Raw genomic sequence first — 25,949 nt, forward strand, 5'->3', positions numbered from 1 at the left:
TGATCCCTCCTCCGCTCATTGCGCGCCAGCTGCCGCCGCGCGCGCCAGATTGGTTTCGTATTGTCCCTTGGCGGACAGATATTGCTTCGGCCACTCGACCTTGGTGATGCCGATGCGCGCGGCTTCGTGCAGCGTCCAGGCCGGGTCGGCAAGATGCGGCCGCGCGATGGCGCAGAGATCGGCGCGGCCGGCCGCGAGAATCGAATTGGCGTGATCGGCCTCGGAGATCGCACCGACTGCGATGGTCTCAATGCCGACCTCGTTGCGGATCAGGTCGGCGAACGGCGTCTGGAACAGGCGTCCATAGATCGGCCGCTCGTCCTTCCAGACCTGCCCCGACGAACAATCGATCAGGTCCGCCCCGGCCTCCTTGAACATCGCAGCGAAGACCGCCGCATCGGCCGGAATGTTACCGCCGTCGGTCCAATCATGGCAGGACAGGCGCACCGACATCGGCCGGTCGGACGGCCACACCGCGCGCATCGCCTTGAACACCTCCAGCGGAAAGCGCGCGCGGTTTTCATGGCTGCCGCCGTATTCGTCCGTGCGCCGGTTGGTCAGCGGCGACAGGAAGCTCGACAGCAGATAACCGTGCGCGCAATGGAGCTCGAGCCATTCGACGCCGGCGGCAGCGGCACGACGTGTTGCCGCGACAAAATCGTCGCGCACGCGTTCCATGTCGCTGCGGTCCATCGCCCGCGGCAACTGGCTGTGGGGCAGATACGGCAGGGCTGAGGCCGAGATCAGCGGCCAGTCTCCGGATTCAAGGGGTTGATCGATCCCTTCCCAGGGCACCCTGGTCGCGCCCTTGCGGCCGGCGTGGCCGAGCTGAATCCCCACCTTGGCATGCCCGACGCCATGGACGAGCTCGACCAAGCGGCGCCACTGCGCCGCCTGCGCATCGTTCCAGAGCCCGAGGCAGCCCGGCGTGATCCGCGCATCGGGCGAGACGCAGGTCATCTCGGCGAAGACCAGCCCGGCGCCGCCCATGGCGCGCGCGCCGAGATGAGCGACGTGGAAGTCGTCGATGAGCCCGTCCTGCGCCGAATACATCGCCATCGGCGAGACCATGATCCGGTTCGCAAGGGTCAGTCCCCGCACACGGTGCGGTGTCAGCATCGGCGGCGGCACCCGCTCGCCATCCTTGACCGCAATGCCCGACCGCGCGGCGAACCAGCGCTCAAAACCTTCCAGCCAGGTTCGATCACGCAGGCGAAGGTTTTCGTGGCTGATGCGCTGCGAGCGCGTCAGCATCGAATAGAAGAATTGCGGCGGCTCGAGCGTATCGGCATAGCGGTGGCCGACCACCTCGAACCATTCCATGGCGTTGCGCGCCGCATTCTGGATGCGCGCCACGTCGACGCGGCGCACCTCCTCGTACGCGTCCAGCACGGTTTCGATGCCGGCGCGACCGTGGCCATGGCGATCGAACTGGTTGGCAAGCTCGATGGCGTCGTCGAGCGCGAGCTTGGTGCCCGAGCCGATCGCGAAATGCGCGGTATGCGCGGCGTCCCCCATCAGCACGACATGAGACTTGCCGTTGAACACGCTCCATTTGCCGCAGATCAGGCGGCTGAAATTGAGCCAGGCCGAGCCGCGCAGATGGCGCGCATTGGTCAGGAGCTTCGCGCCATCGAGCGTCTCGGCGAAGATCTTTTCGCAGAACTCGATCGAGGCCTGCTGATCGAGCTCGCCAAGCCCGTGGGCGTTGTAGGCTTCTTCCGTGGTCTCGACGATGAAGGTCGAGGTCTCCGCATCAAACTTGTAGATGTGCGCCTGGAACCAGCCGTGCTCGGTCTTCTGAAAATCAAATGTAAAGGCGTCGAACGCCTTCTTGGTGCCGAGCCAGATGAAGCGGTTGGGCCGGATCACCATGTCGGGCTGGAATTGCTCGGCATAGCGAGCGCGGATCCTGGAATTGACGCCGTCACAGGCGACGATCAGGTCGGCGTCGGGGTATTCGAGATCGGATTCGACCTCGCGCTCGAAGACGAGCTCGACACCCAGCGCTTCACAGCGCCGCTGAAGAATATTGAGCAGATGCTTGCGCCCGATACCGATGAAGCCATGGCCCGTCGTGCGCTGGCGCGTCCCCTTGAAGACGAGCTCGATGTCGTCCCAGTGATTGAAGGCGTCCTCGATCTCGGCCGCGCTCTCGGGGTCGGCAAGGCGCATCGCGGACATCATGGCATCCGAGAACACGACGCCCCAGCCGAACGTGTCGTAGGGCTTGTTGCGCTCGACGACCGTGATGACATGCTCCGGGTGCCGGCGCTTCATCAGCAGGCCCAGATAGAGACCGGCCGGGCCGCCGCCGATACAGACTATGCGCATGATCCCTCGCTTTCGCGCGTCGCGCCGTGTGCCGAGCTTTCACCCAAATTATTTTAAGCATAAAATATTTCCTCGGCGCGCGTCTTGTCAAGGCGGTTCTGCAAAGACCCGGCCCACGGGCTGGTCTCCGCGGCGTCGATCTGGAGATTCAGTGTAAATTGGACACACGGCAGCGCCGATTCCGAGCCGCTCGGGCGCAGCCTTGAATTTACTTTTGGCACGAACTATCTTGCCAATGACCACGACAGCTGCGCCGGCTTTCGTCAGGCCACCAAGCCCGGGAGATTCGATTGGCACTCGCGAAGGAGTCCACGCCTGTTTCAAAGAATGGGGCGGATCAGGACGCCGAGTACAGGGCTCAAACGCGGGTCTGGCTCCGGCTGCTCGCCTGCACGACCCTGATCGAAGGCGAGTTGCGGCGCCGGTTTCGCGAAGAGTTCGATTTCACGATGCCCCGCTTCGATGTTCTGGCCCAGCTCGACCGCGAACCGAGCGGGCTTGTGCTGGGAGAATTGCCCAAGCGCCTGATGGTCTCGGCCGGGAACCTCACGCCGATCGTGGACCGCCTGGTCGAGGACGGATACATCACGCGCACGCCCTCGAACCTCGACCGCCGCGTGCAGATTGTCTGCATGACGGTCGAAGGCCGCAAGACCTTCAGACGGATGGCCAAGAGCCACGGCGCGTGGCTTGCCGAGCTGCTGGCGGATTTCCCGGCGGACCGGTTCGACGGATTGATCGGCGAACTCGACGACCTCAAGGGTGCCGTCAGGGACGCCCTGCAAAAACCCTGAGCGGACCGACAGTCAGCGCCGCACCTTCACTCCGGCCGCCTCGCGATCCCAGGTATCCGTGGTGATGCCCGCCTCGCGCAGCACGCCCTTCTTGATCTTGCCGTTCTCAGTCAACGGCATCTGGCTCAGAATGCGCACATAGCGCGGGATGGCGAAATAGGCGATCTGCCCTTCGCAATGCCTGACGATGTCGACGGGCTCCAGCGATTGGCCCGGTTCGAGCAGGATCGCAGCCGCAACCTCGTCCTCGCCCAGCTCCGACGGCAGCGGGTAGATCGCACAGGCGGCGACCGTGGGATGGGACTGGATGGTCTGCTCGACCTCCCATGAGGATACGTTCTCGCCACGCCTGCGGATGGAATCCTTCATGCGGTCGATGAAGCGATAATGTCCGTCAGCATCGCGAACGACCCGATCGCCCGAGTGAAACCACAGATTTCGCCAGGCCTCGACCGTCTTCTCCGGCATGCCGAAATAGCCGGTGGCGAAAGCAAAGGGTTCTCCGGCGCGAAGCACGAGCTCGCCGGCCTGCCCGTCAGGAAGCGCTGAATCGTTTTCATCGACGATCCGCGCCTCGATTCCGTCGGCCAGATAGCCCATCGTTCCCGGACGATCCGACGGGATCGTGCCCGCGAACACGAAATTGGTCTCGGTCGACCCGTAGCCGTCGACCAGCGGCACGCCAAACCGCTGAAGGAACGGACCGTGGATTTGCGGCGGTACGCCGCCGCCAAGCGCAACGCGAAGACGATGCGCCTTGTCGTTCGCATTCTTCGGCTGCGCCAGCAGCATCGACGCCATCGCACCGAGCAGATAGCCGACCGTCGCCTTATGCCGTTGCGCGGCGGCCCAAAAGCCGGACGCGGAGAATTTCGGCTCCAGCACGTAGGTGCAGCCGTTCAGGAGCGCCTGATAGAACGCATTGAGCGCGTTGGTGTGAAACAGCGGCAGTGTCGTGAACAGCACATCGCCCTCGCGGACGCCGAGCGCCCGCGCCGAATAAATGCCCCACCAGAACAGCTGCGCCTGCGGACAGCACACACCCTTCGCTGGCCCTGTCGTGCCCGAGGTGTAGAGGATCGCAACGGTATCGCCGGGACGCACGGCACCCGCCGAGGCTGCGGCTCCGAGCGCCGGCAACGGTACGGCGGAAAGCCGGGCATCGACTGCACCGGCGGCAGCTCCGACGATCCAGGCGCGAGGTGGCAGGTCGACACCCGCCTCGACACTCTCGATCGCGTCGACGAACTGAGCCTCGACGACGAGGAGCGCGGGACGCGAATTGCGGAAGATGTGGGAGAGCTGGAAGCCGCGCAGCGCGGTATTGATCGGGACCGCGATGGCGCCAAGCCATGCGCAGCCGAGATAGACCTGCAGGAACTCCGGACGGTTCGAACACATCAGCGCGACCCGATCGCCCGGCCTGATCCCGGCGTCGACGAGCGCCTGGGCCGACGCGGCCGCGATCGCCGCGGTCTGCCCAAAGCTCCAGCGCGTCTCACCGGCGTCGAGCAGCACGCGCTCGCCATAGCGCTCGGCCTGCCGCGTGAGCATCGTTGAGAGGATGCGGTCCGACGGCGGAAACGACGTCACTGCACACGCCCAGGCCGGCGTCACGTTCTCCCGGCCGACCGCGTCGCTGACGTTCACCGGCGCGTTCTCCGTCACGATCATGCTCCCGTCTCAGGGCAACAGCTTGTATTTGCCGTTCTCAATCTGGACCATGACGCGCGAGCGATCGTCGACGCCGTGCCGATCCGCCGGCGTGTAGGTGTAGACGCCCTGCGTCCCGACGACCTCCTTGGTCGTGAACAGCGCCTGACGAAGCGCGGTGCGGAATTCCGGCGAACCGGGCTTGGCACCGGTTGCCATCGCGCGCTTGGCGGCATCGGCGAAGACGAGCCAGCCGTCGAAGGAATAGGACGAGAATGAATCCGTCGGCGCCTCGCCGTTGGCCTTCTCGAAGGCAGCGCGGAAATCCAGCGCCACCTTCTGGATCGGATTGCTGGACGGAAGCTGCTCCGCCGCGGTCACGGGTCCGGTCGGGCAGATGATGCCGTTGGCGGCCTTGCCGGCGAGACGCAGGAAATCGGCGCTGATCAGTCCATGATTGCCGTATAGCGGCCCTTTATATCCGCGCTCGGACAAGGCGATGACCGGCAGCGCGCCGGGCGTTCCAGTGCCGCCGAGCATGATGGCGTCGGGACGTGCGGCGAGTGCTCGCAGCACCTGAGCCGTGACCGAAGAATCCGATCTGGCGTAGCGTTCGTTGGCAATGATCTTGATGTCGGTCATCTTCACACTCTGCTCGAGCGAGTTGTACATGAGGTCGCCGAACGCATCGGAGAAGCCGATGAAGGCAACGGTCTTCAAGCCCTTCGCCTTCATGTGGTCGACGATGCCTTGCACCAGAAGCGGCGTCGGCTGCGGCGTCTGGACGACCCAGGGGCCGCCGTCGCCCGGCGGCACCGGCGCGATCGGGGAGACTGCGATCATCGGCACTTTCATCTCGATCGCGGCGGTCGCCATCGCCAGGGTCTGCGGCGCGCCCGACGTTCCGATCAGGATATCGACCTTCTCCTGCTCGACGAGCTTGCGCGCGTTGCGCGCCGAAGCGGTGGCATCGGAAGCGTCGTCGAGTTGGATGACGCGGACCTTCTCGCCGCCGATCTCACCGACATAGGCCTCTCCCGCGGCGATGCCCTTCGCATTCGGGATGCCGATCGAGGATACCGGCCCGCTGAGACCGGTGACGAAGCCGACGAGGATCTCGGCCTGAGCAATTTGCGGGACGGCGAGAAGCAATGCAGTGGAAGCCAGCAGGCTCTTGATCAAGTTCATGGCACCTGTCTTTCGTGAGGATGTCTTATTCCGATTGGCAAGCGCCATGGATTGGATTCAGGTCGACGCAACCAGCGCGATGACGCGAAGCGGACTGCCGGAGCCGTTCTGGATCTTCAGCGGCGAGGCCACGATGACGGCGCCTGTGGCCGGAAGCTGATCCAGGTTGCACAGGCATTGCAGGCCGTAGCGTCCGGCGCCGTGCAGGAAATGATGCGCCGGATAAGGCGGCTCGAAATGACCGGCCTGCCCCGCATCCGTACCGATGGTCTCGGTGCCGAACCCGATGACGCCGCGCTCCTCCACCAGCCACTTCATGACGGCCGCGTTGGGGCCGGGCGTGTGTGCGCCGTCATCCCTGAGATTGGAATAGTCGCGCCAGCCCTTCTTCGACCAGTCGGTCCTGAGCAGCACCCAGTTCCGCTCGGGGATCCGGCCGTGCTTTGCTTCCCAGGCTTCGACGAGCGGGACGGCCAGCAGGAAATCGGGATCCTGCGCCGCCTGCGCGGAGCAGTCGATCACACAGGCCGGCGCGATCATGTCCTTGGTCGGCATCGTGTCGACGGCATTGTTCGGCAGGTTCTTGCCCGTGAACCAGTGGATCGGCGCGTCGAAATGCGTGCCGGTGTGCTCGCCGAACGTGACGTTGTTCCAGTACCAGGCCGGACCGCGACCATCATAACGCGAGATTTCCTGGATGCGGACCGGCGCGGCCTGGCCGAACTCCGGCGGCAGCACGATGACCGGAAAATCCGGACTGAGCGTAAATGTCAGATCGACGACGCGCACCGCGCCGGAAGAAACCGCACCCGCCAGCTCCAGGAGATTGTTGTTCTGCATCGTCACGTCCTCCGGCTTGGTTGAAATCCCGCTTGTCACCTGTCCAGCTCGCGCTCGAGCGCTTTCGGATTGGCCGCGAGACGTTGCCGGATTTCTTCGGCGACATCTCCGACATACATCTCCTCGAGCCCGCCTTTGAGACCCGACACGATCGCCTGCGCGATTGCGCGCGGCGCGACCTTCGGCGGCGGTACGGTCTGGAACCACTCGGTGTCGACGGGCCCGGTGAACAGATTCATCACCCTGACGCCGCCGGGCCTGAGTTCGGCACGGAGGCAGTGCGAGAGCGACAGGCACGCCGCTTGCGAGGCCGAGTAGGCGCCAAAGGCAGGCCAGTTCGCCAGCGCGTGGACCGAGAGAATGTTGACCCACGCGGCACTGTTGTTGAGGCCATCGGCACCCCGCATCCGCATGGCAGGGCCGAAGGCCTGTGCGAGGTTGATGAAGCCGAGATAGGCTTGGTCGATCTCGTCACGCGCGATGCTCGTGCCCCTGCGGTCGAGCAGGCCGCCCGGCCGCACATATTCCGTCGTGTTGACGAGGATGTCGACCTTGCCGCCGATGTCGGCCGCGAGATCGGCCGTAGATTTCTCGTCGGCGGCGTCAAGGGTCACGATTTCGATTCCGTCCTGACCGCGCAGCAGCTGCTCGCCGGCGAAAGGCCGCCACGGTTCGGCAATGCCGACGAACACCGTCTTGGCGCCTGCGGCCTTCAAGGCTGCGACGGCCTCCTGACCGATCACGCTCCGACCGTTGGTCACCAGCACGCGCCGGAATTTCGGATCGGCCGTCATTTCCCGCCATTGCTTGTCGTCTGCCATGTTGGGAGTCCCCCCCTCGGGATGGGCAAAGGCCACTGCCTGGCCGCTCTTGTCGAGTTGAAACGACATGCGGACCGGTGCCCTCTCCACGCAGTCGGCATGGAGGTGCGTCACAATCGTCGGACCGCATTCCATCTTCACGAGGCCGATGCGCCAGGGCGCCCGTTCGCGGAAATAGACATCGCTCGGCACGCGCGCAGTCGTTTCGGCAAGAAGAATACCTCGTCGTGGCGCATCGACGAAGGCAAGGCCGGCCGACAGGCAAGACGGACAGGCCTCCCGCGCCGGATAAGCAAAAGAACCGCAGGCGTCACAGCGTTGCAGCATGAAGCGGCCCTCGGCGGCTGCCCGCGTAAACCCATGCGACGTCCTGCTGCGCGGTCGCGGCGGCGAAGCAGGCAGCCGCGTCCGCAACAGCGGGTTCTTGCGCCGGGGCGGCTTGATCGGCTCTATCATCGCGACGGCCCTGCAAAGATCGCGGCGCCCGAGGCGAGACCACGGTCATAGTTGATCATACCGAACCCCGAGGCCAAGGCGAGGCTCGCATTCGTGACCTGGGTGGGGCCTGCAGTCCCCAGAACCTGCCGAAGTCCCTCGACGAGACCGAGATAGGCGCCGGCGGCGCCGGCCTGCCCAGCCGAGAGCTGTCCGCCCGAAGTATTGTGCGGAAAGTCACCGTCGATGGTGAGATCGTGCTGGCGCACGAACTCGGCCCCCTCCCCCTTGTTGCAGAAGCCGAGATCCTCGAACTGCATCATCGTGATGACGGGGTAATCGTCATAGGTCTGCACGACATCGAGATCGTCGGGCTTCACGCCGGCCATCGCATAGAGCTCGCCGACGTCCATTGCCCAGCCGCCGCGGACCTGCATCGGATCATCAGCAAAGGCGTTGTGCCGCTCGATCGTCGAAAGCAGCCGTGCTGCCGTCAGCCCGAGCGAAGCCGCGGTCTCGTCCCGCATCACCAGGAAGGCCTCGGCGCCGGCGCATGGCATCACGCAGTCGAAGAGATGGATGGGATCGGAGATCGGCCGTGCCGCCAGATACTGCTCCATCGTCAGGGGCGTCTTCATCAGCGCATGCGGGTTGCGCAGGGCATTGGCGCGCTGGGCGACGGCGATCCTGCCGACATCTTCACGCGTGACGCCGAAGCTCCGCATATAGTTGCGCGCAATCAGCGCGAAGCTCGCATTGGCGCCGCCCGCGCCATAGGGATAGACGGCATCCTGGTTGAAGCGCGAGAAGTTCTCCAGCGTCAGCCGGAAGGAATCGACGTGGTTGGTATCGCCGGCGATGCACGCCACGATGTCGGCGTCGCGCGCCTGAACCGCGCGCGCCGCTTTTCGCAAGCCTGCGATGGCGCTGGCGCCACCGAGCGGAATCGTATCCAGCCATCGCACGCAGAGCCCGAAATGCTGCGTCAGCCCGATCCCGCTGTCGGTGCCCATGGTGAAGCTGGAGACGCACAGACCGTCGATGTCGGAAGCCTTGATGCCGGCCTGCGCAACGAGCGTACTCAGTGCCCGGCCGATCCACCACTGTGCACTCTCGATGGAGTAGCGCACATAGGGAATCGTGACGGGCGCCGCAATCACGACGCCGTCGTACGGTGTGCGCAAGGTATTGGTCACCAACCGCCCGCCTCGTTCATTGTCTCAGATGACCGTCAGCTTCACGGCAATATTGCCGCGGGTTGCATTCGAATAGGGACAGCGCTCGTGCGCGCCCGCGACGACCTCCTCGGCCACCGACCTCTCGACACCGGGCAGATTGACCTTCAGTTCGATGGCGAGCGCATATCCGACGGGAACCGGCCCCATCGCAACCTTCGCGGTCACTGACGGCTCAGCGGATGGGACGCCCGTCCGGGTGCGCGCGACGAGCTTGACCGCACCGAGAAAGCAGGCAGCGTAACCGGCCGCAAAGAGCTGTTCGGGGTTGGTGCCTTCGCCCCCGGGACCGCCCAGCGATTTCGGCACGGACAGCGATACCGACAACAGGCCGTCGGCGCTAGCGGCCTTGCCGTCCCGGCCGCCGATCGCCGTCACCTCGGTCTCGTACAGGATCTTTTCGGGAGTCATCATCATTCACTCTCCAGTCCTAGCGGCTGTTGCGAGCAAGCAGTGCGCGGAAATCGTCGCGCGCCTGGGCGCTGGCTCGCTTGAAGCTCGGCCCGCGGCTGGGCTCGGTGCCATTGAGCTGCCGGAGCTGCACCCACATCTCGGCACTTTTCAGCGCCACCGCCGCGCAATTGACCACCGGCGCGTGCCCGACCTTCAGGCCATGCTCCCTTCCGATCAGAAGGCCCGGCAGTACGCCGGCGGGGATAACGACGTCGGCGCCGTGCTCGATCAGCGGGCGTGCGCAGGCGACAAAGTCCTTGATCATGCGGGCTTGCGCGGCCTCATCTCCGTCAAAGGCATCGGCGAAATCCGCCGGCTTGCAGCCAAGGCCGGTCACATGGACCACGCGATCGCCGAGGCCATAACGCTCGGCCTGCTCGTAGTGCCAGACCTCGAAGACGGGATCGAGCGTCACAAGGCCGAGCCTCCGACCGAGCTGAGAGGCCGCCAGCAACGTCGCCTCGCCAGTCCCGATCACGGGGATGTCGAGCGCCGAACGCAACTCGTAGAGTCCGGGATCCTGGAAATGTCCCATCACGAAGGCGTCGAACCCGCCCTCCTCGGCTGCGATGCCGTTGTCGATCGCCTGGACGGCGCAGCGCAATTCCGCGAGCCGTCCGAACTCCCGGTCGGGCGGCGAAATGCCCTCGACGTGAACTGTCGTGCCCGATGCAGCGATGTTGTTGAGGTATTCCGACAGCCGCGCCATGTAGGGCGCGTTCACGCTCGCATCAACGAAGCTCTGCCAGAAGATGCGCATCGTCCTTCTCCTCAGGCGGTGATCGGAGGATCGGTCGTCGACGGCCGATAAATATATTTCAATCATAAACTAATTCACGCGTCAAATGCACTCGGCGTCGCCACCGACGGCCAACGCCACCGCAAGGGAAGCCCGGCCTTTTCGTACGCTCGATCGGCATTGAGCCGCCGCACTCTGGCGAAATTGTATGCAACAACATTTTTTCTGACAGAGCCGTGACACGTGTTGACGGCTCCACCAACAATACTTTAGGCTTTAAGTAATTCCTCGCCGGCCAGGGACCGGTGGATGTTGCAGGGCACCGATTTTGAGAGACTCGATCGTGTGGACAGTCGCCGTGCTCGAACAGCCGGCAGCAACAGCATCGCCGGCCGCGCATCGCGGCCGGGCCAACGGCCTTTCGTTGCTTCGGGAAAGTCCCGCCCGCATCTGCCGATGGGCCTGTCGTTCGAGCGGCAACCAGCGCCATGGCCGCTGAGATCCGGCCGAGCAAACCCTCTTCGGGAGCGCCCGGATTTCGGCGCTGCAGCAATGCTTTCAATCAGTTCGTTCGTCGTTCGGGCTCCCCGCACGGCAGCTTCGAGGCATTCCTATCCAGCACCAACGGAGGAGAACGCGTATGCGCAAGACTCTGAGCCTACTCGCACTTGTCGCCGGACTCTTCGCAGCGCCGGCTGCGCAGGCCGACATCACCATCGGCTTCGTCACCTCGCTGAGCGGCAACGGCTCGTCGATCGGAATCCCCTATGGGCGCGGCATCAATGCCGCCTATGAATACAGGAAGACCATCAACGGCGAGACCATTCGCCTGATCCAGCTCGACGACGGCTCCGACCCGTCGGCCGCGACCCGCAATGCGCGCAAGCTGGTGGAAGAAGAGAAGGTGGACCTCCTGATCGGCACGGCCACGGCGCCCTCGACCATCGCCATGGCGGCGGTGGCGAGCGAGCTGAAAGTGCCGATGATCGCGGTCTCGCCGATCGGCAAGCTGCCGGATACGCCGGAGCAGTGGGTGGTGTCGGTGCCGCAGCCGGCCTCTCTCCTCGTCAAGATCGTCGCCGACCGCATGAAGCGCGACGGCATGAAGAACATCGGCTATGTCGGCTTCTCCGATGCCTGGGGCGACCTCGTCTACAACGGCGCCAAGGCCGCCGAGGCCGCCGGCGACATCAAGATTCAGACCAACGAGCGCTATGCCCGCACCGACACCTCGGTCACCGCGCAGATTCTCAAGGTGATGGCCGCACGTCCCGACGCCGTGCTGGACGGCGGCTCGGGTACGCAAGGCGCGCTGCCGCTCCTCACGCTCGCCGAGCGGGGCTTCAAGGGAAACACCTACGGCACGGTGGCACTCGTCAATCCGGACTTCGTCAACGTCGGCGGCAAGGCGGCCGACGGCATTCAGGTCTCCGCGGGTCCCGTGATCGTCGCCGAGCAGCTTCCCGACGAGCACTTTGCCAAGAAGATCGCGCTGGATTTCCGCAGCGTATACCAGAAGACGCATAACATCCCGACCACCGACGGCTTCTCCGCCTATTCCTTCGACGCCTGGCTGATCTTCGCCAACGCCGCCGAGCGCGCGTTGAAGACCGCCAAGCCCGGAACGGCGGAATTCCGCACGGCGCTGCGGGACGCGATCCTCAGCACCAAGGAGCTGCCGGGCGTGCATGCCGTCTACAATTTCAAGCCCGGTGCGGTCACCGGTGTCGACGAGCGCTCGCTCGTCGTGGTGCGCCTGACCGGCGGCGCCTGGAAGTACGCGCCATAACCGGATCAATGGCCCCGGCATCACAGGGAGCAACGACGTCTCAATGACGAGCGACATTGCAGCCATTCTCGCGATCGACGGGATCGCCACCGGGGCCGTCTATGCCCTGGTGGCGATCGGGACCGTCCTGATCTTCACGGTGACGCGAGTCATCTTCATTCCCTTCGGCGACATCGCGGCCTTCACCGCGCTGACGCTTGCCGCCCTCGACGCGAAGCGCTTTCCCGGCACGGGAGCGCTGGTTGTGATCCTGGCCTGTCTTGCGACCCTGATCGAGATCATCTCGCTGGTGCGCTCCGGCGAACTCCGGCTGCTGCCCCGCGCGCTGTCCTTCTATCTCCTGCTTCCGCTCGCCGTGGTCGGTGCAGCCTGGCTTGTCATGCGCCTGGACCCGCCGCTTGCCGTCAGGCTCGTGCTGGCGCTGATGCTGATCACGCCGATCTCCCCGCTTCTGGATCGGATCGTCTTCCGTCCCATCGCTGACGGCACCGTGCTGTTGTTGCTGACGGTGTCCGTGGCGCTGCATTTTGCGCTGGTCGGCCTCGGCCTGTTGTTCTTCGGGCCCGAAGGGGTCCGAACCGAGCCGCTGACCTCGCTCTCGACCGAGTTCGCGGGCGTGCTGATCTCGGGCCAGACCATGCTGATCGTGATCGCGGCCCTCGTTTTCAGCGGCCTCCTCTACCTCTTCTTCGACTTCACGCTGGTCGGAAAATCGCTACGCGCCACGGCCGTCAACCGGACCGGCTCCCGGCTGATGGGAATACGCCCCGCCCGCGCCGGCACGATCGCCTATCTGCTGGGATCGCTGATGGCCGGCGTATCCGGCATCCTGATCGCTCCTGTTAACACCGTGTTCTACGATTCCGGCTTCCTGATCGGCCTCAAGGCCTTTGTCGGCGCCATCGTCGGCGGCATGACCAGCTATCCCGGTGCGGCGATCGGCGCCGTCGGCGTCGGCATCCTCGAAAGCTTCGCCTCCTTCGAGAGCAGCGCGCTCAAGGACGTCATCGTCTTTTCGCTGCTGATCCCGATCCTGATCTGGCGATCCCTCGCCTCGCTGCATTCCGAGGAGGAAATCGAGGAATGACGCGCCTCCACATCCAGCTTGCCGCCATCCTCGCCGTGCTGTGTCTTGCGATGGCTCCCTTCGTTCTCAGCCCGTTCAGCATCACGCTGATGAACTATATCGGCATCTATTCGCTGGTCGCCATTGGTCTTGCACTCCTCACCGGCGTCGGCGGCATCGTGTCGTTCGGTCAGGCGGCGTTCGTGGGCGTCGCGGCCTATGCAACCGCGTGGGTCTCCGCGTTGAACGGGTACTCCCCGTGGCTCGGCCTCGTGTTCGGCGTGGTGCTGACCTGCGGCGTCGCAACCGTTCTCGGCGTCGTCACCCTGCGACTTCAGGGCCATTTCCTGTCGCTCTCGACCGTCGCCTGGGGCCTTGCGATCGGCTTCCTGTTCGGCAATGTCGAGGGGCTCGGCCGCTTCAACGGCATCTCGTCGATTCCGCCGATCAGCTTCGGTTCGATTGCGCTGGTCACGAGCGCCCAGATCTATTTCCTGATCTGGGGTATCGTCGCCGCAGTGCTTTTCCTCGGCTACAACCTGCTGGACTCCCGGCTCGGCCGCGCCATGCGCGTGCTCCGCGGCGGCAACACGCTCGTCGAGAGCCTCGGCATCAACGCTTTCCGCATCAAGCTCGTGACCTTCGTGATCGCGGCCTTCCTCGCCTCGCTCTCCGGCTGGCTCTACGCACATATGAGCCGCTTCATCAGCCCGGGTCCGTTCGATGCCGGCATGGGCATCGAATATCTGATGATGTCGATGGTCGGCGGCGCCGGCAGCCTTCTCGGCGGCGTCGTGGGGGCCGCGGTGGTCACGCTGCTCAAGAACAGCGTGCAGGATTATCTGCCGCTGATCGCCAAGGGTGCCTCCGGCCAGCTCGAGATCGTCGCCTTCTCCGCGCTGTTCATCCTGTTCCTGCAATGGGCCCGGCAGGGCATCGTTCCCTTCGTCGCCCGCTATCTGCCCAAGGCCCGGCGCGAGCGACCTCAACCGGCGCCGCCCCTGCCCCGTCGCGCGCAACCGACGCCCGGGGAGCTTCTTCTGAAAGTGGATGGCGCCGAGCGCCGGTTCGGCGGCCTCGTCGCGGTCAACAACGTCAGCTTCGAGGTCCGCGCCGGCGAAATCCTTGCCGTCATCGGCCCCAACGGCGCCGGCAAGAGCACGATGTTCAACTGCCTGACCGGGGCGCTCCGGGTCAACAAGGGCGAGATCGTCTTTGCGGGACGCCCGATCACGCATGACGCGCAGTCCCGCATCGCCAAGGCCGGCGTCGCCAGGACCTTCCAGCATGTGAAGCTGCGCCCGCGCATGAGCCTGCTGGAAAACGTGATGCTCGGCACCTATGCGCGCACGAGCACCGGCCTGTTCGCCGGCGCCTTCCGCCTCAACGGGCGCGAGGAAGCCAGTACCCGGCACGAGGCGCTGATGCAGCTCGAACGGGTCGGGCTCGGCGACAAGCCGTTCGAGCTCGCGGGCAATCTGCCGCTCGGCAACCAGCGCATCCTGGAAATCGCGCGTGCGCTGGCCGCGGACCCGACGCTGCTGGTGCTGGACGAGCCGGCCGCCGGCCTTCGCCGCCAGGAGAAGCTGCGGCTCGCGGAACTGCTCAGGTCGCTGCGGGCAGACCATCTGACCATCCTGATCGTCGAGCATGACATGGAGTTCGTGATGTCGCTGGTCGACCGCATCGTGGTGCTCGATTTCGGCTCAAAACTCTGCGAAGGCGCGCCGGCCGCGATCCGCAGCGACGAACGAGTCCAGGAAGCCTATCTCGGAGGCGTCGCGTGAGCGAGATGCTGTCCATGACGGATGTGACGGTCTGCTACGACAATGTCGAAGCGGTCCGCAACGTGTCGCTGTCGGTCGAGGAAGGTCAGATCGTCACCGTCATCGGCCCGAACGGTGCCGGCAAGACAACGCTGCTGATGGCGGCCATCGGCCTTCTGGCCTCTCGCGGGCGCATGGTCTTCCAGGGTCACGACATCGGCAGGATGTCGGTCGAAGATCGCGTCGAGCGCCGGCTGTGCCTGGTGCCGGAGAAGCGCGAGCTGTTCTCCGACATGACGGTCGCGGACAACCTCCTGCTCGGCTCCTACAGCCTGCGCGACCGCTCGGGCGTCCAGAAGACGCTGGACGAGGTCTATGATCGCTTCCCCCGGCTGAAGGAACGGCAGCGCCAGGCGGCAGGCACGCTCTCCGGCGGCGAGCGCCAGATGCTCGCGCTCGGCCGCGCGCTGATGGCCAAGCCGAAACTGCTCATGCTGGACGAGCCGAGCCTCGGCCTCGCGCCGCTGATCGTGCGCGAGATCTTTCGCACCATCGCGTCCCTGCGCGATCTCGGCGTGTCGATCCTGCTGGTCGAGCAGAACGCCCGCGCCGCGCTTGAGACAGCCGACTACGGCTATGTGCTCGAGACCGGCGAGGTCGTGCAGTCAGGTCCGGCCAAGGATCTCATCCACGACCCCCGGCTGATCACGGCCTATCTAGGTGGACACTAGAGCGAGCCGGGATCAGGCCCGGCGAGCCACACAACAAAAATATCGAAAAACAACCCCATGCACAGTAGCTGGCGACAGCGATATCAATGGTTTGATACCCAGTAACTGCGGATTTAACGAAATCAACTTGATCCGTCGGGCAAAACAGTGGCACAATGCCATCATCGCTGCCCATGGATAGCCGATGGCTTTCATCGCCAACTCGGACATCCCAGTTACAAGGGGATCAGCAAGCTAAAGCCCGCCCGCGACAATTGGGAACGGTGGAGCACACCATCACCCGATGAAATGGCGTCGCCTGCGCACCCACATCTTGGGCGACAGCAAAGGCTAATCAATGATGCTCTAGTCGGCGCGATAAATCGAACATCAGTTGCGCTCCATTTTGAATCCGCATTTTGGCACAAAGTGCATATTACGTCCGGCCTCGCCGACGACCGCTATTGGCTCATGGCAGACCTATCGTGGCCGTCTGCTTGATGTCGGCTTTTGACCCAACTGCGACATCGCTTGGCAGCATCCAGTTTTCGCCGGAGCCCTTTCAATTGGGCGAGAGGTCCGGCGATCTGCGCTTCCGGCGATAGATGCGCCTTCGCTGGCTATTCCAATGTGCTATTCTTATCGCATAGGCCATAGGTATCCCATGACAGGTACTGCAGAGTGGCTCGCATCGATCGGTTTGGGGGAGTACGCCCAGCGTTTCGCCGAGAACGCCATCGATTTCTCGGTCGTTAGCGATCTCACGGAGCAGGACCTCAAGGACCTTGGCGTCCTGCTTGGGCACCGGCGCAAAATTCTGCGCGCAATTGCAGAACTCAAGAGTGAAGTCCTCGTATCAGTCCGAACGGCCGCCAAACCGGCTCCGCGGGACAGCGCCGAGCGGCGCCAACTGACGGTCATGTTTTGCGATCTGGTGGACTCGTCGGCACTTGCGGCCCGACTGGATCCAGAGGACTTGCGCTCGGTAATCGGTGCCTATCACGACTGCATCGCGGGTGTTATCGCCCGGAATGAGGGCGTCATCGCGCGGTACATGGGGGATGGCGTGCTTGCCTATTTCGGCTATCCCCAGGCCCACGAGGACGATGCCGAGCAGGCGACACGCGCGGGGCTGACACTGGTCGATGCCGTGGCCAACCTCCAGACAGATATCGGTACGAGGCTACAGGTCCGCGTTGGCATCGCCACCGGAATGGTCGTCGTGGGTGATCTGACCGGCGAAGGCGCCGCCAAGGAGCACGCGGTCATTGGTGAGACACCGAACCTGGCAGCTCGCCTGCAGCAGTTCGCCGAGCCCGGCATGGTGCTGATTTCCGAGAGCACACACCAGCTCACCGATGGACATTTCGAGTACCGCGATCTCGGCCCTGTCGCGCTCAAAGGATGGGCGGAACCAATACCTGCCTGGCAGGTGCTCGGGATCAGTGGAGCGGAAAGCCGCTTCGAGGCGCAGCACAAGACGCGGTTGACATCGCTAATCGGGCGTGACGAGGAGATCGAACTGCTGTTGCGGCGCTGGCGGCATGCCGCGTCAGGCGAAGGCTGCGTCGTGGTTCTAACTGGAGAGCCGGGTATCGGTAAGTCGCATATCGCGCTGGCGCTTCAAGAGCGGCTCCAGGCCGAACCACACATTACGGTACGGCACTTCTGCTCGGCGCACCACGCCAACAGTGCGCTGTATCCATTCATCGTCAACCTCGAACGTGCCGCCCGGTTCGAGCGAGGCGAGACGCCGACGGAGAAGTTTGCCAAGCTTGAAGCTCTGCTCTTGCGGTTTGGCGCCGATGCAGACCGCGTGGTGCCGGCCCTGGCCAATCTTCTGTCGCTTCCGCTCTGCGACCGCTATCGCCTTCCCGAAATGACTCCACAGACCCGCAAGGACATGACGCTGGCGGCGTTCCTGGCCCAGCTCGAAGCATTGGCGGCGCGTCAGCCGGTGTTCGTGATATTCGAGGATGCCCATTGGGCGGATCCGACGTCGCTGGAACTGCTCGCGGTTACACTGGAAAAGCTGCCGCGGCTTCGCGTACTGCTGCTGATCACGGCGAGACCGGAGTTCGCCCCGCCCTGGCCTGGTCATGCCCATGTGACGACGATCTCGCTCACGCGGCTCAGCCGGCGCAACGGGGCGGCATTGGTCGAGCGCGTCACCGCCGGCAAGACGCTCCCCGAGGAGGTCATGCACCAAATCCTCGCCCGTACCGATGGCGTACCCTTGTTCGTCGAGGAACTGACGAAGGCCGTGCTCGAAACCGGGCTGTTGCAGGAGCGGGACGACCATTACACGCTCAGCCGTCCGCTACCATCGATGGCGATTCCGACGACGTTGAGCGCATCGCTGATGGCCAGGCTCGACCGATTGGCTCCGGTGAAATACGTGGCTCAGATCGGCGCCGTCGTGGGGCGCGAGTTCTCCTACGAACTGCTGAGCGCCGTTGCCGAGTTGCCAAGGCAGACGCTGGAGGAGGCGCTTGCCCAGCTTGTCAGGGCGGAGCTGATATTCTGCCGGGGCGAGATACCCCGGGCGGTCTATACTTTCAAGCATGCGCTGGTACGCGACGCTGCCGAATCCGGGCTTCTGAAGAGCCGACGCGCTACGCTGCACGCCACCATCGCGGACGTGTTCGAGCAACAGTTCCCGGAAATCGTGGAGGCTCAACCCGAGACTCTCGCGCTCCACCTCACGGAGGCGGGACTGTTCGAAAAGGCAGGAGAATATTGGCTTCAGGCGGGAAGGAAGGCGGCCATGCGCTCCGCCAACCTCGAAGCTATCGCACACCTGCGGAAGGGCATCGAGGTGTTGGCCCATTTGGCCGACGGTGCTCGGAAGGACAGACGAGAGCTTGATTTCCAGTTCGCGCTGGGACCATGCCTGATCGCTACCCAGGGACCGGCATCGCCACATGCGGTGGCGATCTTCGCTCGCGCGCGCGAGCTGTGCCAGCGCCTCGAAGACCCCCCCGAGCAACTACAAATCATGTTCTGGTTGACCACCGCGAGCGTCATTCGTGGTGAGTTGCCGGTCGCCGAGGAAATGATCTCGGCGCTACTCGAACTCGCGGAGGCGCGCGGCGATCGACCAACGTTGCTCAACGCGATGCGTGGACAAGGCATGATTCGACTTTTCATGGGACATCTCGAAGGAGCCCACGAAGTGATCGTACGGGCCTTCGAAGCGTTCGAGGCAAGCAACGAGCAGGACAGATTGGCGGCGCGTGCCGCCGGCCAGGATGCGGGCGTGGCCGACCTTGCCCTGATGTCATGGGTGCTCTGGCTGCTGGGCCGCCCCGATACCGCGCTCGCACGACTGGATACCGCCATTCGGCGTGCCGACGCCATTGGTCATCCGCATTCGCAGGCCTATGGATGTTACTATGCGTCCATTCTCCACGCTCTTCGGGGCGAGTTCCTGACTGCGCACGGCTATGCGGAACGCTGTCTTGCCTTGTCGGAGGAGCACGGATTCCGGCAATGGAGAGGATTGGCGCGCGCCGTTCGGGGGATAAGTGCCACCTTTCTTGATCCTTCGTCCGCCGCGCTCGCGGAAATCCAGGGTGCGATGAACGAATATCGCAACGCGGGCTATCAGCTCGGCATCACGGCCCTATACGTGCTCCTGAGCCCGGCCCTATTGTCGAGCCGTCAGCGCGAAGCCACGCTCGAGCTGATCGAACAGGGTCTTGCCACAACCAGCCGCAATAGCGAGCGGATATTTGAGGCCGAACTGTACCGACTGAAGGCGCGCGCGCTGCTCTTCGATGACGTACCGGGAGCCGGCACCGAGGCGCAATCACTGTTCGAGCGCGCACTGACAACGGCAAGAAGCCAACACGCCAAGGCCCTTGAACTTCGAGTTGCAGTGGACCTCGGCGCCTTGTGGGTCGATCAGGGCAGACGCAAGGAAGCACTCGACCTGCTTGCTCCCGTCTACGCCGGGTTCGCCGAGGGTTTTGAAACGCAGGATCTAAAGCAAGCGAAGGCACTGCTCGATCGACTGCAGTAATTCTGCCCGGATCACAGATATTGGAGTCTGGTTCAGCGGTCGCGGAGCTACTTGCCTTTGGCACTAGGCATCCGCTCGCTCTTGGCATTTACGATACGTATCTTTCACCTCTTGCCATCCCTCCTTGTCGTTCTTCTCTGGATGCTCATTTATGAAGTGTGGCCCATCATGCGGGTCGAGGTCTGCATGTGCGTGATACCTCTTGATTGCTTGTTCCGCAGCGGCTCTTCCCAACACTCGCCCGTTATAGAGGTTGCTGTGATTCCATTTGAAATTGATGTGCCCCGGCACCTGGATCTCGACGATTATGCCTTCCCATTTGGGTTCGTCGTACTGCACGTGATATTTGAAGATCCTGACGTCATCTTCGCCAACGGTCGCTGCGAATAACTGGCAAAGATTCGCCAGGGCATCATGAAGGTCTTTCGGTTTGCGGACCTGCTTTGAATCAACGATCCTGCTGACCCATACTTCGTCCAGCGTATCGTCCGGTGGGTTATGGTGCTCCTGGAGCAAGCTCTCGAAGTTGACCGTGTCGATCAGCGCTCCTTCGCAGTACGTAACTCCGTCGATCTCAACTGTTTCTTCGATGAAGGGAAGAGCTGAGCACGCACATAGGCTGGACGCGCTGATTGGCCCTTTGTACTCTTTCTTGTCGGCTTGCTGGATCATTGGTCGGTTGGAAAATAACGCGAGCTTATGGTCATCAAGATTCCAGGCGTTGTGAAATATGACGGGCTTTCCAGGCTCTTTGAGCGCTTCGAACTTTATGCTCTTCATGAACTGGCTATTCGGATAGTTGATCTTGGAGAGGCCAGTGACATGGGACAAGTACATCATTGACGTGAGATAGCGAACGAAGGGATTGGGTGCCAGGACCTGATTAAGGATCCATCTGTTGATGTCTCCGTCGTCCGGGATAGTGAACTTCTGTTGAGGGAACCAGAGCGACATAGAATCCCTGAAGGCATTCACCATGGTCGATGGGTCCCATAAATGCAGATAGTTCTTGGGATCCATGACGAAGCTGGTCAGAGCCCTGCTCATGCTTCCTGCTCAATCTGGACCAAACACGGTGTTTATGGGGAAGCGCTTATAGCCTTCGTCGTCTCGAAACACGCCATTCTTGAAGAATTGATAGGTCTTTTCCGCCCTGGCTTTGTTTTCAACTCCATCAAACTGATTGTAGACGATCCCAACCCAGGCGCCGATGCAGGACAAAGCCCACACCTCAAACTCTATATCTGCGTTGGCAAGGGCTTCCAGAACCCCGATGTGCAATCCTGCTGCCGGACCGCCTCCGCCGAGCGCAATCGCTCTCTTTACCATCGGATCCTCCATCTGATTTATCGTGTGGCTTATTCTCCAATCAACTTTCTGAATTGCGTAACGCGATTGCTCGTTCTTGGGCTCTCGGCCGCACAGAATGCCATCGAACCAAATTTGACAGTTCATAGAGCCAGCATTGCGAAATACGATACGTGCGACGGAGCGGTCGACGTCGATGTTCGATCTCGAATCTGCTGATGCCACTGGCGCACGACGGCCAAGAGCCCGCTCAGCTTATCGCGGTCTGGCCCGTCCATTTGTGAACCACTTCACGTACGATATTTATTGCCGACCATGGCAGCGGACCTGTTATCCAATCGCGACTTCCGTTATTGGCCCAAAGCGGACGCTTTGTAGTCTTTGCTCAGATGTCGGCTTGTGACCCGGAACGGACATATCGAAATCAAAATAGACCGAAACGGACGAGAAGCACCGCGACTCAACTACGGGAGTCCTTTTGTCACCGTAAAGGGATTGAACCCACGTTCCGCGAGGGCAGCCCACGAAGCTGCGCCAAGATGTGACAATCGGAAATAGAGCCGCGGTTTGGTCGGATCGGTGTCCAACACGAACCCGGTCGGCAACTCGCGGGCAGTTGTGGCATAGAACCCACCATCCGGCGACCTCTGGGATTCGACTACAGCGATCAACGAGTCTGCTCTCCCAGTCCTGCCGAGCAATTTCATCAAGAGAGCCATTTGGCCCGTTCCTTCGGTCCACACACCGTCTCGGTCTTCACCGTAAGAAAAGCCCTCATCGACACTCATTCGCTGTTCGGCGGTCGTAATTGCCGATGCAAATTTCTCGACCGCTCCGTGGAGCGCTATTAAAGGCCAGACCTGAGCATCGAGAGCCAAAATCGGATTGTGCGTGACACCGTCTTCAGCGGTACCTGCGGCGAAACAGGCGCATGCCGGATCCCACATCGTATTTACGAAGTACTCAGCGACCGTTGCCTTATCGCGCCAGCGCGAATCCCCTGTACGGATCGCAAGAAGGCCAAACGCGGCGGCGAGGTCAGTATTATGTTCAGTCGATTTCCACGTCCGCACTTCCGGCGTCGGTTCGTGCCCAAACGTACCACCCGTGAAACCGCCAGTACCGCGCGTATCGGCCCATTGCGCGACCCAGGCGCCAAGCCGTGCTGCACCATCGCGGAACCGAGAGCCGGCGTTCACATCATCAAGCGACAGCAACGCCAACATGGCCCATGCCATGTTACCAACATCGCTGCCCACCTGATATCGATCCTCTAACCATTTGTTCTGAGTATTGTCCCACCACCCCGGAAGTTTGACGGGGCCATTCCCCACCACGCCCGCGGCGTAAGCGTTCCGGAGCCGTCCATCATGCCAGGTGCGGTCGTTGTCGATGGCCCAGAGAAGCGCCGAGCCAATCCGATACGCTTTGTCTTGCTCACCGCAACCGACCAACGCGATGGCGGCTACCGCATTGTCATAGAGGTAGGCGGCGCCATGCAGAGGCCCCGATTCGACGGTCGGATAGCTGGGCAGGAACAACGGCCCTGATGGCGGTGCCTTATCAATTAGACCAGCGAGGTATCCGCACGCTGACGTTTTTGGTGCTGTTGAGGCTTGCAGTGGAGCGGAGGCCATCATGATTGCGAAAGTCGCGACGATCCAGGTCTGAAGGCAGAGTCCGCGACAACGGTAGAAGCAACAAGTGATTGGTGCCGGTAGCATTTCGCTGCCTCTCGTGTCTTTTCAACCAAGATAGACTTTAGGACATCGGGAAGAATCCGGTCAGGATCGAGAAAAAAAAGTGCCTTCGTCTTCAATGGCAGCTTATGGCACTTTTCGGACCTGCGGCGGCAGTGTTCCGATGTCCGCTGTTGAGGGTTGAACGGACCTAAATCAGCCGCGCCCGAAGGTCGCCTTTTGACCCAGACCGGACCACCCGTTCGCCGCGCAGGCATTGGGCTTAGGCTCGACCGGTCCTCGCGCTAGTTTGAAGGACCTCCTGTTGCCAGACAGAGCGGTCGTCCCCATCGTATAGTGATCAGAAACCGCCAGCACGAAAAGACCAGACTACTGGCGATTGCCGCGCTTGCGCCGCCTGCTTGGGCGGAAGGGCGGAGGTACGGGTGCCAGGGCGAGCCCCTGGTACGGTATGGCAATCATCCCTCGACCATGGCCGATGAGTGCCGGTCATGCCAGTCCCGTGGATTATCGAAGAGCTGATCTATGGCCAAAAGCATTCTTGTCATCGTTGCTATTCTCGCAATTTCTACTTCTGGCGCTTTGGCCGCACAGAGGACCCATCATGGCCGCGCGTCGCCTGCGCCGTCGCCGAGCGAGGGGTCGAGGGGGCTGAGCCCATATGCTGTGGGCCCAGGTAATTCCAACGACCGCGACCTGTACATCAAGAACCTGCGCGACTCCGGGTATAATCCGGAGAACAACTTCAACAGGTTCGGGAACGAGCAGGCAGCACCTTATGGGGGCGGCTAAACCTCGAATCCCCTTAACCCGGTACCGGCGCGGCTGCCGTCGCTAGGCCCGCCAAAACGGCTTTTCGAGTTCGTGTGCGATGTCGCTCCGGGAGACGCCGATATCGTGCAGGTCGGGCTCGGTCCAGCGTGCGAGCTCCCGGCGATCGCGATAACGCGGCCGCCAGAGATGAAGGGTCGCGCCAACGCTGGCCCAAACCTCGTAGAGGTTGAGGAGAGCCTTGATATCAGCGGAGATCAGGCGTGTTGAAGCAAACTTCACAGCTTTATCTCCCTCTATAAGTTCGGGAGGACTGTATCGCTGTGCTACTGACAGCATACTGTCAGCAGCAGGTAGCATCTCTGGCCCAAGGAACGGAGATGCCCTGGCTTCGGCTGGCAATCACTTTGCGTCATGTCTTCTTGGGAAGTCCGATGTTGGCCCATCAGCGAAGTGACGACACCGCTGAAGGAGGTCCGCTTAGCGAGGCGGTGCGGACTGGATTTGCTCGCTCTGAGTTCTTCGCATTTTGACCCGAAGTCGACCTTAAACTCGTAACCAGCGAGAGGCTGATCGCAGCTTAGCAGAGTCCTTGGTGGGACTTAGCACAAGCGGCACGCCCCCCAGGATGCGCAGCAACCCGCGCAACCGCCGAACCCCCAGCCACCATAGCCCCAGCCATCGAACCCGATGTCGTCATCGAACCCGACGTCGAACCCGCAGCCGCCGCAACCGCAACCACGGAAGCCACGGCAACCACGGAAGCCACCGCAACCTCGGATGCCAACGAACCCGCTACCACCGCAACCTCGAATGCCAACGAGCCCGCCACCACCGCAACCTCGGATGCCAACAAACCCACCACCACCGCAACCTCGGCCGCCAACAAACCCGCCGCCGCCGCAACCTCGGCCGCCAACAAACCCGCCGCCGCCGCAACCTCGGCCGCCGCCGCACCCCCCGCCACCATGGCCGCACCCGCAACCACCGCACCCCCGCGCTAGCTGCACGCCGCCGCCAAAGTTTTCTCTATCGAAAAGATGGAACGTGGCCAGACTGACGTCGGCCATTTCCTCTTCGCCAAGAAAGAAGCGCTGATTTGGCGAGGTGTTGGATTGCGGGATACCGGTAGCGGGCATCGTGGATGCGGATGCGCTACTCGCCAGCGAAAGACCCAGTCCGGCCGCACCTAGCACCTTCACGGTGGCGGCTTTGGCTGTGCGCTTCTGCTTCGAAGCTTGCTTGACCCGTGGCATGATCGCACCCTCCGTAGTTCTTGTGAAAGCGCTCTGCAAGAGTGCGCTCGGCGAAACCGGCGCGCAAGGGTTACCTGTGCCATAAAATGCGAAACATCTCATCGAGCTCCATTCATCTTCAGAACCGAGATCGACACATGACCGCTTTTGGTTGAGCAGAATCACGCCAGCTGACCAGCGCAAGAGGCGTCGCGATGTCGGCTGTCTACGGGAAAGCGGACGTCACACGATGGTTGGGCTGACCGCAGCTTTTGACCCAAAGCGGAAATCACTAGCTCGGTACCCCGCTTAGGTGAAATGTCGTAGCAAGGATGCGCCAGCCGTCGGGGGAGCGAACAAGGTTGTACGACTGCCGCCATTGCCTTGTGACGCTTCCATCCGGTCGGAGGTTTTTCCACGTTACAGTTCCGAGAGCACTGCGTTCGCCTATAGGAACAGCCACTACATCGTGCAGAGTTCCACTTTCGGCCCCTTCGCGCCGGTAGGTGTCGGCCACTCCTTGGAAAAACCGCGCAATCTCGTCACGTGACTGAAAACAATGTATCGACCCGTCACCCCGCATGGTGATGCAGGGAGCGCAGTAGAGTTTGGCGATTTGATCACCATCCCAGGTGGTGAATGTCTCCATGTATTTGTTGAAGAAGGCAGATATCTCGACTTCAAGCGCCTCCGGCATGATTTGTCTCCAGAGCTTTCATGTTCTGCGACGAGCAAGCCAACCCGAATTGTCTTGGGTTGCGATACAGCGCACGCGGAATTCGGATGGCGACATGCCGTTCAGCCGATCCGCTGCTGGGTCCAACTCCGCGCAACTGGCCTGCTCTACAGTTACGATCTGATCCGCGGCCAACCAAGCTACGATTGGAACTGAAGGGCCAATGATTACGAGATAGGCCAAGCCGAGAGCGGGAGACCAACGTTCAATACCAAGCCCCGTCCGGAAGACCACGGCCATTCCTAAGCCGAAGCACGCGATCCAAACGGCAAGCCAACAAGCAGAGATCATTCGTCTCTCCCCGCTCCAACAGTGTGCGCAATGTTACCGTTGACGCCCATCTCTCGCCAGA

General features: G+C 62.5%; 19 protein-coding genes. 6 read left to right on the forward strand and 13 right to left on the reverse strand.

Going from position 1 to position 25,949, the window contains the following annotated elements; genetic code table 11:
- Positions 1–15: 15 nt before the first annotated feature.
- The gene (locus tag AB7G19_RS27685) at positions 16–2,334 is read right to left on the reverse strand and encodes a bifunctional salicylyl-CoA 5-hydroxylase/oxidoreductase (RefSeq protein ID WP_441268427.1); all 2,319 of its coding nucleotides are present in this window, start codon (positions 2,332–2,334) and stop codon (positions 16–18) included.
- A 290-nt stretch (positions 2,335–2,624) separates the two neighbouring features.
- Here AB7G19_RS27685 and AB7G19_RS27690 point away from each other — a divergent pair, with 290 nt between their 5' ends.
- Positions 2,625–3,128: a MarR family winged helix-turn-helix transcriptional regulator gene (locus AB7G19_RS27690; protein WP_028149405.1), complete on the forward strand. Its 504-nt coding sequence runs from the start codon at positions 2,625–2,627 to the stop codon at positions 3,126–3,128.
- A gap of 12 nt (positions 3,129–3,140) precedes the next feature.
- Here the strand turns inward: AB7G19_RS27690 and AB7G19_RS27695 are convergent, their stop codons facing one another.
- From AB7G19_RS27695 to AB7G19_RS27725, 7 genes are read right to left on the reverse strand one after another with little or no spacing between them, the layout of a single operon-like run.
- Positions 3,141–4,802: an ATP-dependent acyl-CoA ligase gene (locus tag AB7G19_RS27695; protein ID WP_441268428.1), complete on the reverse strand. Its 1,662-nt coding sequence runs from the start codon at positions 4,800–4,802 to the stop codon at positions 3,141–3,143.
- 9 nt (positions 4,803–4,811) lie between these two features.
- A complete protein-coding gene (locus AB7G19_RS27700; RefSeq protein WP_441268429.1) occupies positions 4,812–5,969 on the reverse strand; it encodes an ABC transporter substrate-binding protein in 1,158 nt (385 codons plus the stop codon).
- Positions 5,970–6,026: 57 nt separating this feature from the next.
- A complete protein-coding gene (locus AB7G19_RS27705) occupies positions 6,027–6,809 on the reverse strand; it encodes a cyclase family protein (protein WP_441268430.1) in 783 nt (260 codons plus the stop codon).
- Between the two features lie 35 nt (positions 6,810–6,844).
- A complete protein-coding gene (locus AB7G19_RS27710; protein WP_441268431.1) occupies positions 6,845–8,086 on the reverse strand; it encodes an SDR family NAD(P)-dependent oxidoreductase in 1,242 nt (413 codons plus the stop codon).
- A complete protein-coding gene (locus tag AB7G19_RS27715) occupies positions 8,083–9,261 on the reverse strand; it encodes a thiolase family protein (RefSeq protein WP_441256666.1) in 1,179 nt (392 codons plus the stop codon). Before AB7G19_RS27715 ends, AB7G19_RS27710 begins: the two co-directional genes overlap by 4 nt.
- A gap of 24 nt (positions 9,262–9,285) precedes the next feature.
- Positions 9,286–9,714: an organic hydroperoxide resistance protein gene (locus tag AB7G19_RS27720; protein WP_441268851.1), complete on the reverse strand. Its 429-nt coding sequence runs from the start codon at positions 9,712–9,714 to the stop codon at positions 9,286–9,288.
- A gap of 16 nt (positions 9,715–9,730) precedes the next feature.
- On the reverse strand, positions 9,731–10,513 hold the full coding sequence (locus tag AB7G19_RS27725) for an aspartate/glutamate racemase family protein (RefSeq protein ID WP_441268432.1): 783 nt from the start codon (positions 10,511–10,513) through the stop codon (positions 9,731–9,733).
- Positions 10,514–11,132: 619 nt separating this feature from the next.
- Here AB7G19_RS27725 and AB7G19_RS27730 point away from each other — a divergent pair.
- From AB7G19_RS27730 to AB7G19_RS27750, 5 genes are all read left to right on the forward strand, one after another.
- On the forward strand, positions 11,133–12,281 hold the full coding sequence (locus AB7G19_RS27730) for an ABC transporter substrate-binding protein (protein ID WP_063984213.1): 1,149 nt from the start codon (positions 11,133–11,135) through the stop codon (positions 12,279–12,281).
- Positions 12,282–12,324: 43 nt separating this feature from the next.
- Positions 12,325–13,368: a branched-chain amino acid ABC transporter permease gene (locus tag AB7G19_RS27735; protein WP_014496274.1), complete on the forward strand. Its 1,044-nt coding sequence runs from the start codon at positions 12,325–12,327 to the stop codon at positions 13,366–13,368.
- Positions 13,365–15,134, forward strand: a complete 1,770-nt coding sequence (locus AB7G19_RS27740; protein WP_441268433.1) for a branched-chain amino acid ABC transporter ATP-binding protein/permease — start codon at positions 13,365–13,367, stop codon at positions 15,132–15,134. The genes AB7G19_RS27735 and AB7G19_RS27740 overlap by 4 nt, the downstream gene beginning before the upstream one ends.
- Entirely contained in the window at positions 15,131–15,844 is a 714-nt protein-coding gene (locus tag AB7G19_RS27745; RefSeq protein WP_014496276.1) for an ABC transporter ATP-binding protein, read from the forward strand. The genes AB7G19_RS27740 and AB7G19_RS27745 overlap by 4 nt, the downstream gene beginning before the upstream one ends.
- Positions 15,845–16,487: 643 nt before the next feature.
- A complete protein-coding gene (locus AB7G19_RS27750; RefSeq protein WP_441268434.1) occupies positions 16,488–19,847 on the forward strand; it encodes an adenylate/guanylate cyclase domain-containing protein in 3,360 nt (1,119 codons plus the stop codon).
- A 63-nt stretch (positions 19,848–19,910) separates the two neighbouring features.
- Here the strand turns inward: AB7G19_RS27750 and AB7G19_RS27755 are convergent, their stop codons facing one another.
- From AB7G19_RS27755 to AB7G19_RS27775, 5 genes are all read right to left on the reverse strand, one after another.
- Positions 19,911–20,894 (reverse strand): patatin-like phospholipase family protein, encoded by a 984-nt coding sequence (locus AB7G19_RS27755; RefSeq protein ID WP_441268435.1) that lies wholly within the window; start codon positions 20,892–20,894, stop codon positions 19,911–19,913.
- A 9-nt stretch (positions 20,895–20,903) separates the two neighbouring features.
- Positions 20,904–21,188 carry a patatin-like phospholipase family protein gene (locus AB7G19_RS27760; RefSeq protein ID WP_441268436.1) on the reverse strand — a complete coding sequence of 95 codons (285 nt, stop codon included), beginning with the start codon at positions 21,186–21,188 and terminating at the stop codon, positions 20,904–20,906.
- 431 nt (positions 21,189–21,619) lie between these two features.
- Positions 21,620–22,696 carry a hypothetical protein gene (locus AB7G19_RS27765; RefSeq protein ID WP_071915261.1) on the reverse strand — a complete coding sequence of 359 codons (1,077 nt, stop codon included), beginning with the start codon at positions 22,694–22,696 and terminating at the stop codon, positions 21,620–21,622.
- Between the two features lie 993 nt (positions 22,697–23,689).
- Positions 23,690–23,908: a DUF1127 domain-containing protein gene (locus AB7G19_RS27770; RefSeq protein WP_441268437.1), complete on the reverse strand. Its 219-nt coding sequence runs from the start codon at positions 23,906–23,908 to the stop codon at positions 23,690–23,692.
- 1,245 nt (positions 23,909–25,153) lie between these two features.
- Positions 25,154–25,558: a nuclear transport factor 2 family protein gene (locus AB7G19_RS27775; RefSeq protein WP_085398148.1), complete on the reverse strand. Its 405-nt coding sequence runs from the start codon at positions 25,556–25,558 to the stop codon at positions 25,154–25,156.
- Positions 25,559–25,949 lie beyond the last annotated feature (391 nt).

The sequence above is a fragment of the Bradyrhizobium sp. 215_C5_N1_1 genome, from assembly GCF_052075935.1.
GTDB classification, from domain to species: domain Bacteria; phylum Pseudomonadota; class Alphaproteobacteria; order Rhizobiales; family Xanthobacteraceae; genus Bradyrhizobium; species Bradyrhizobium barranii.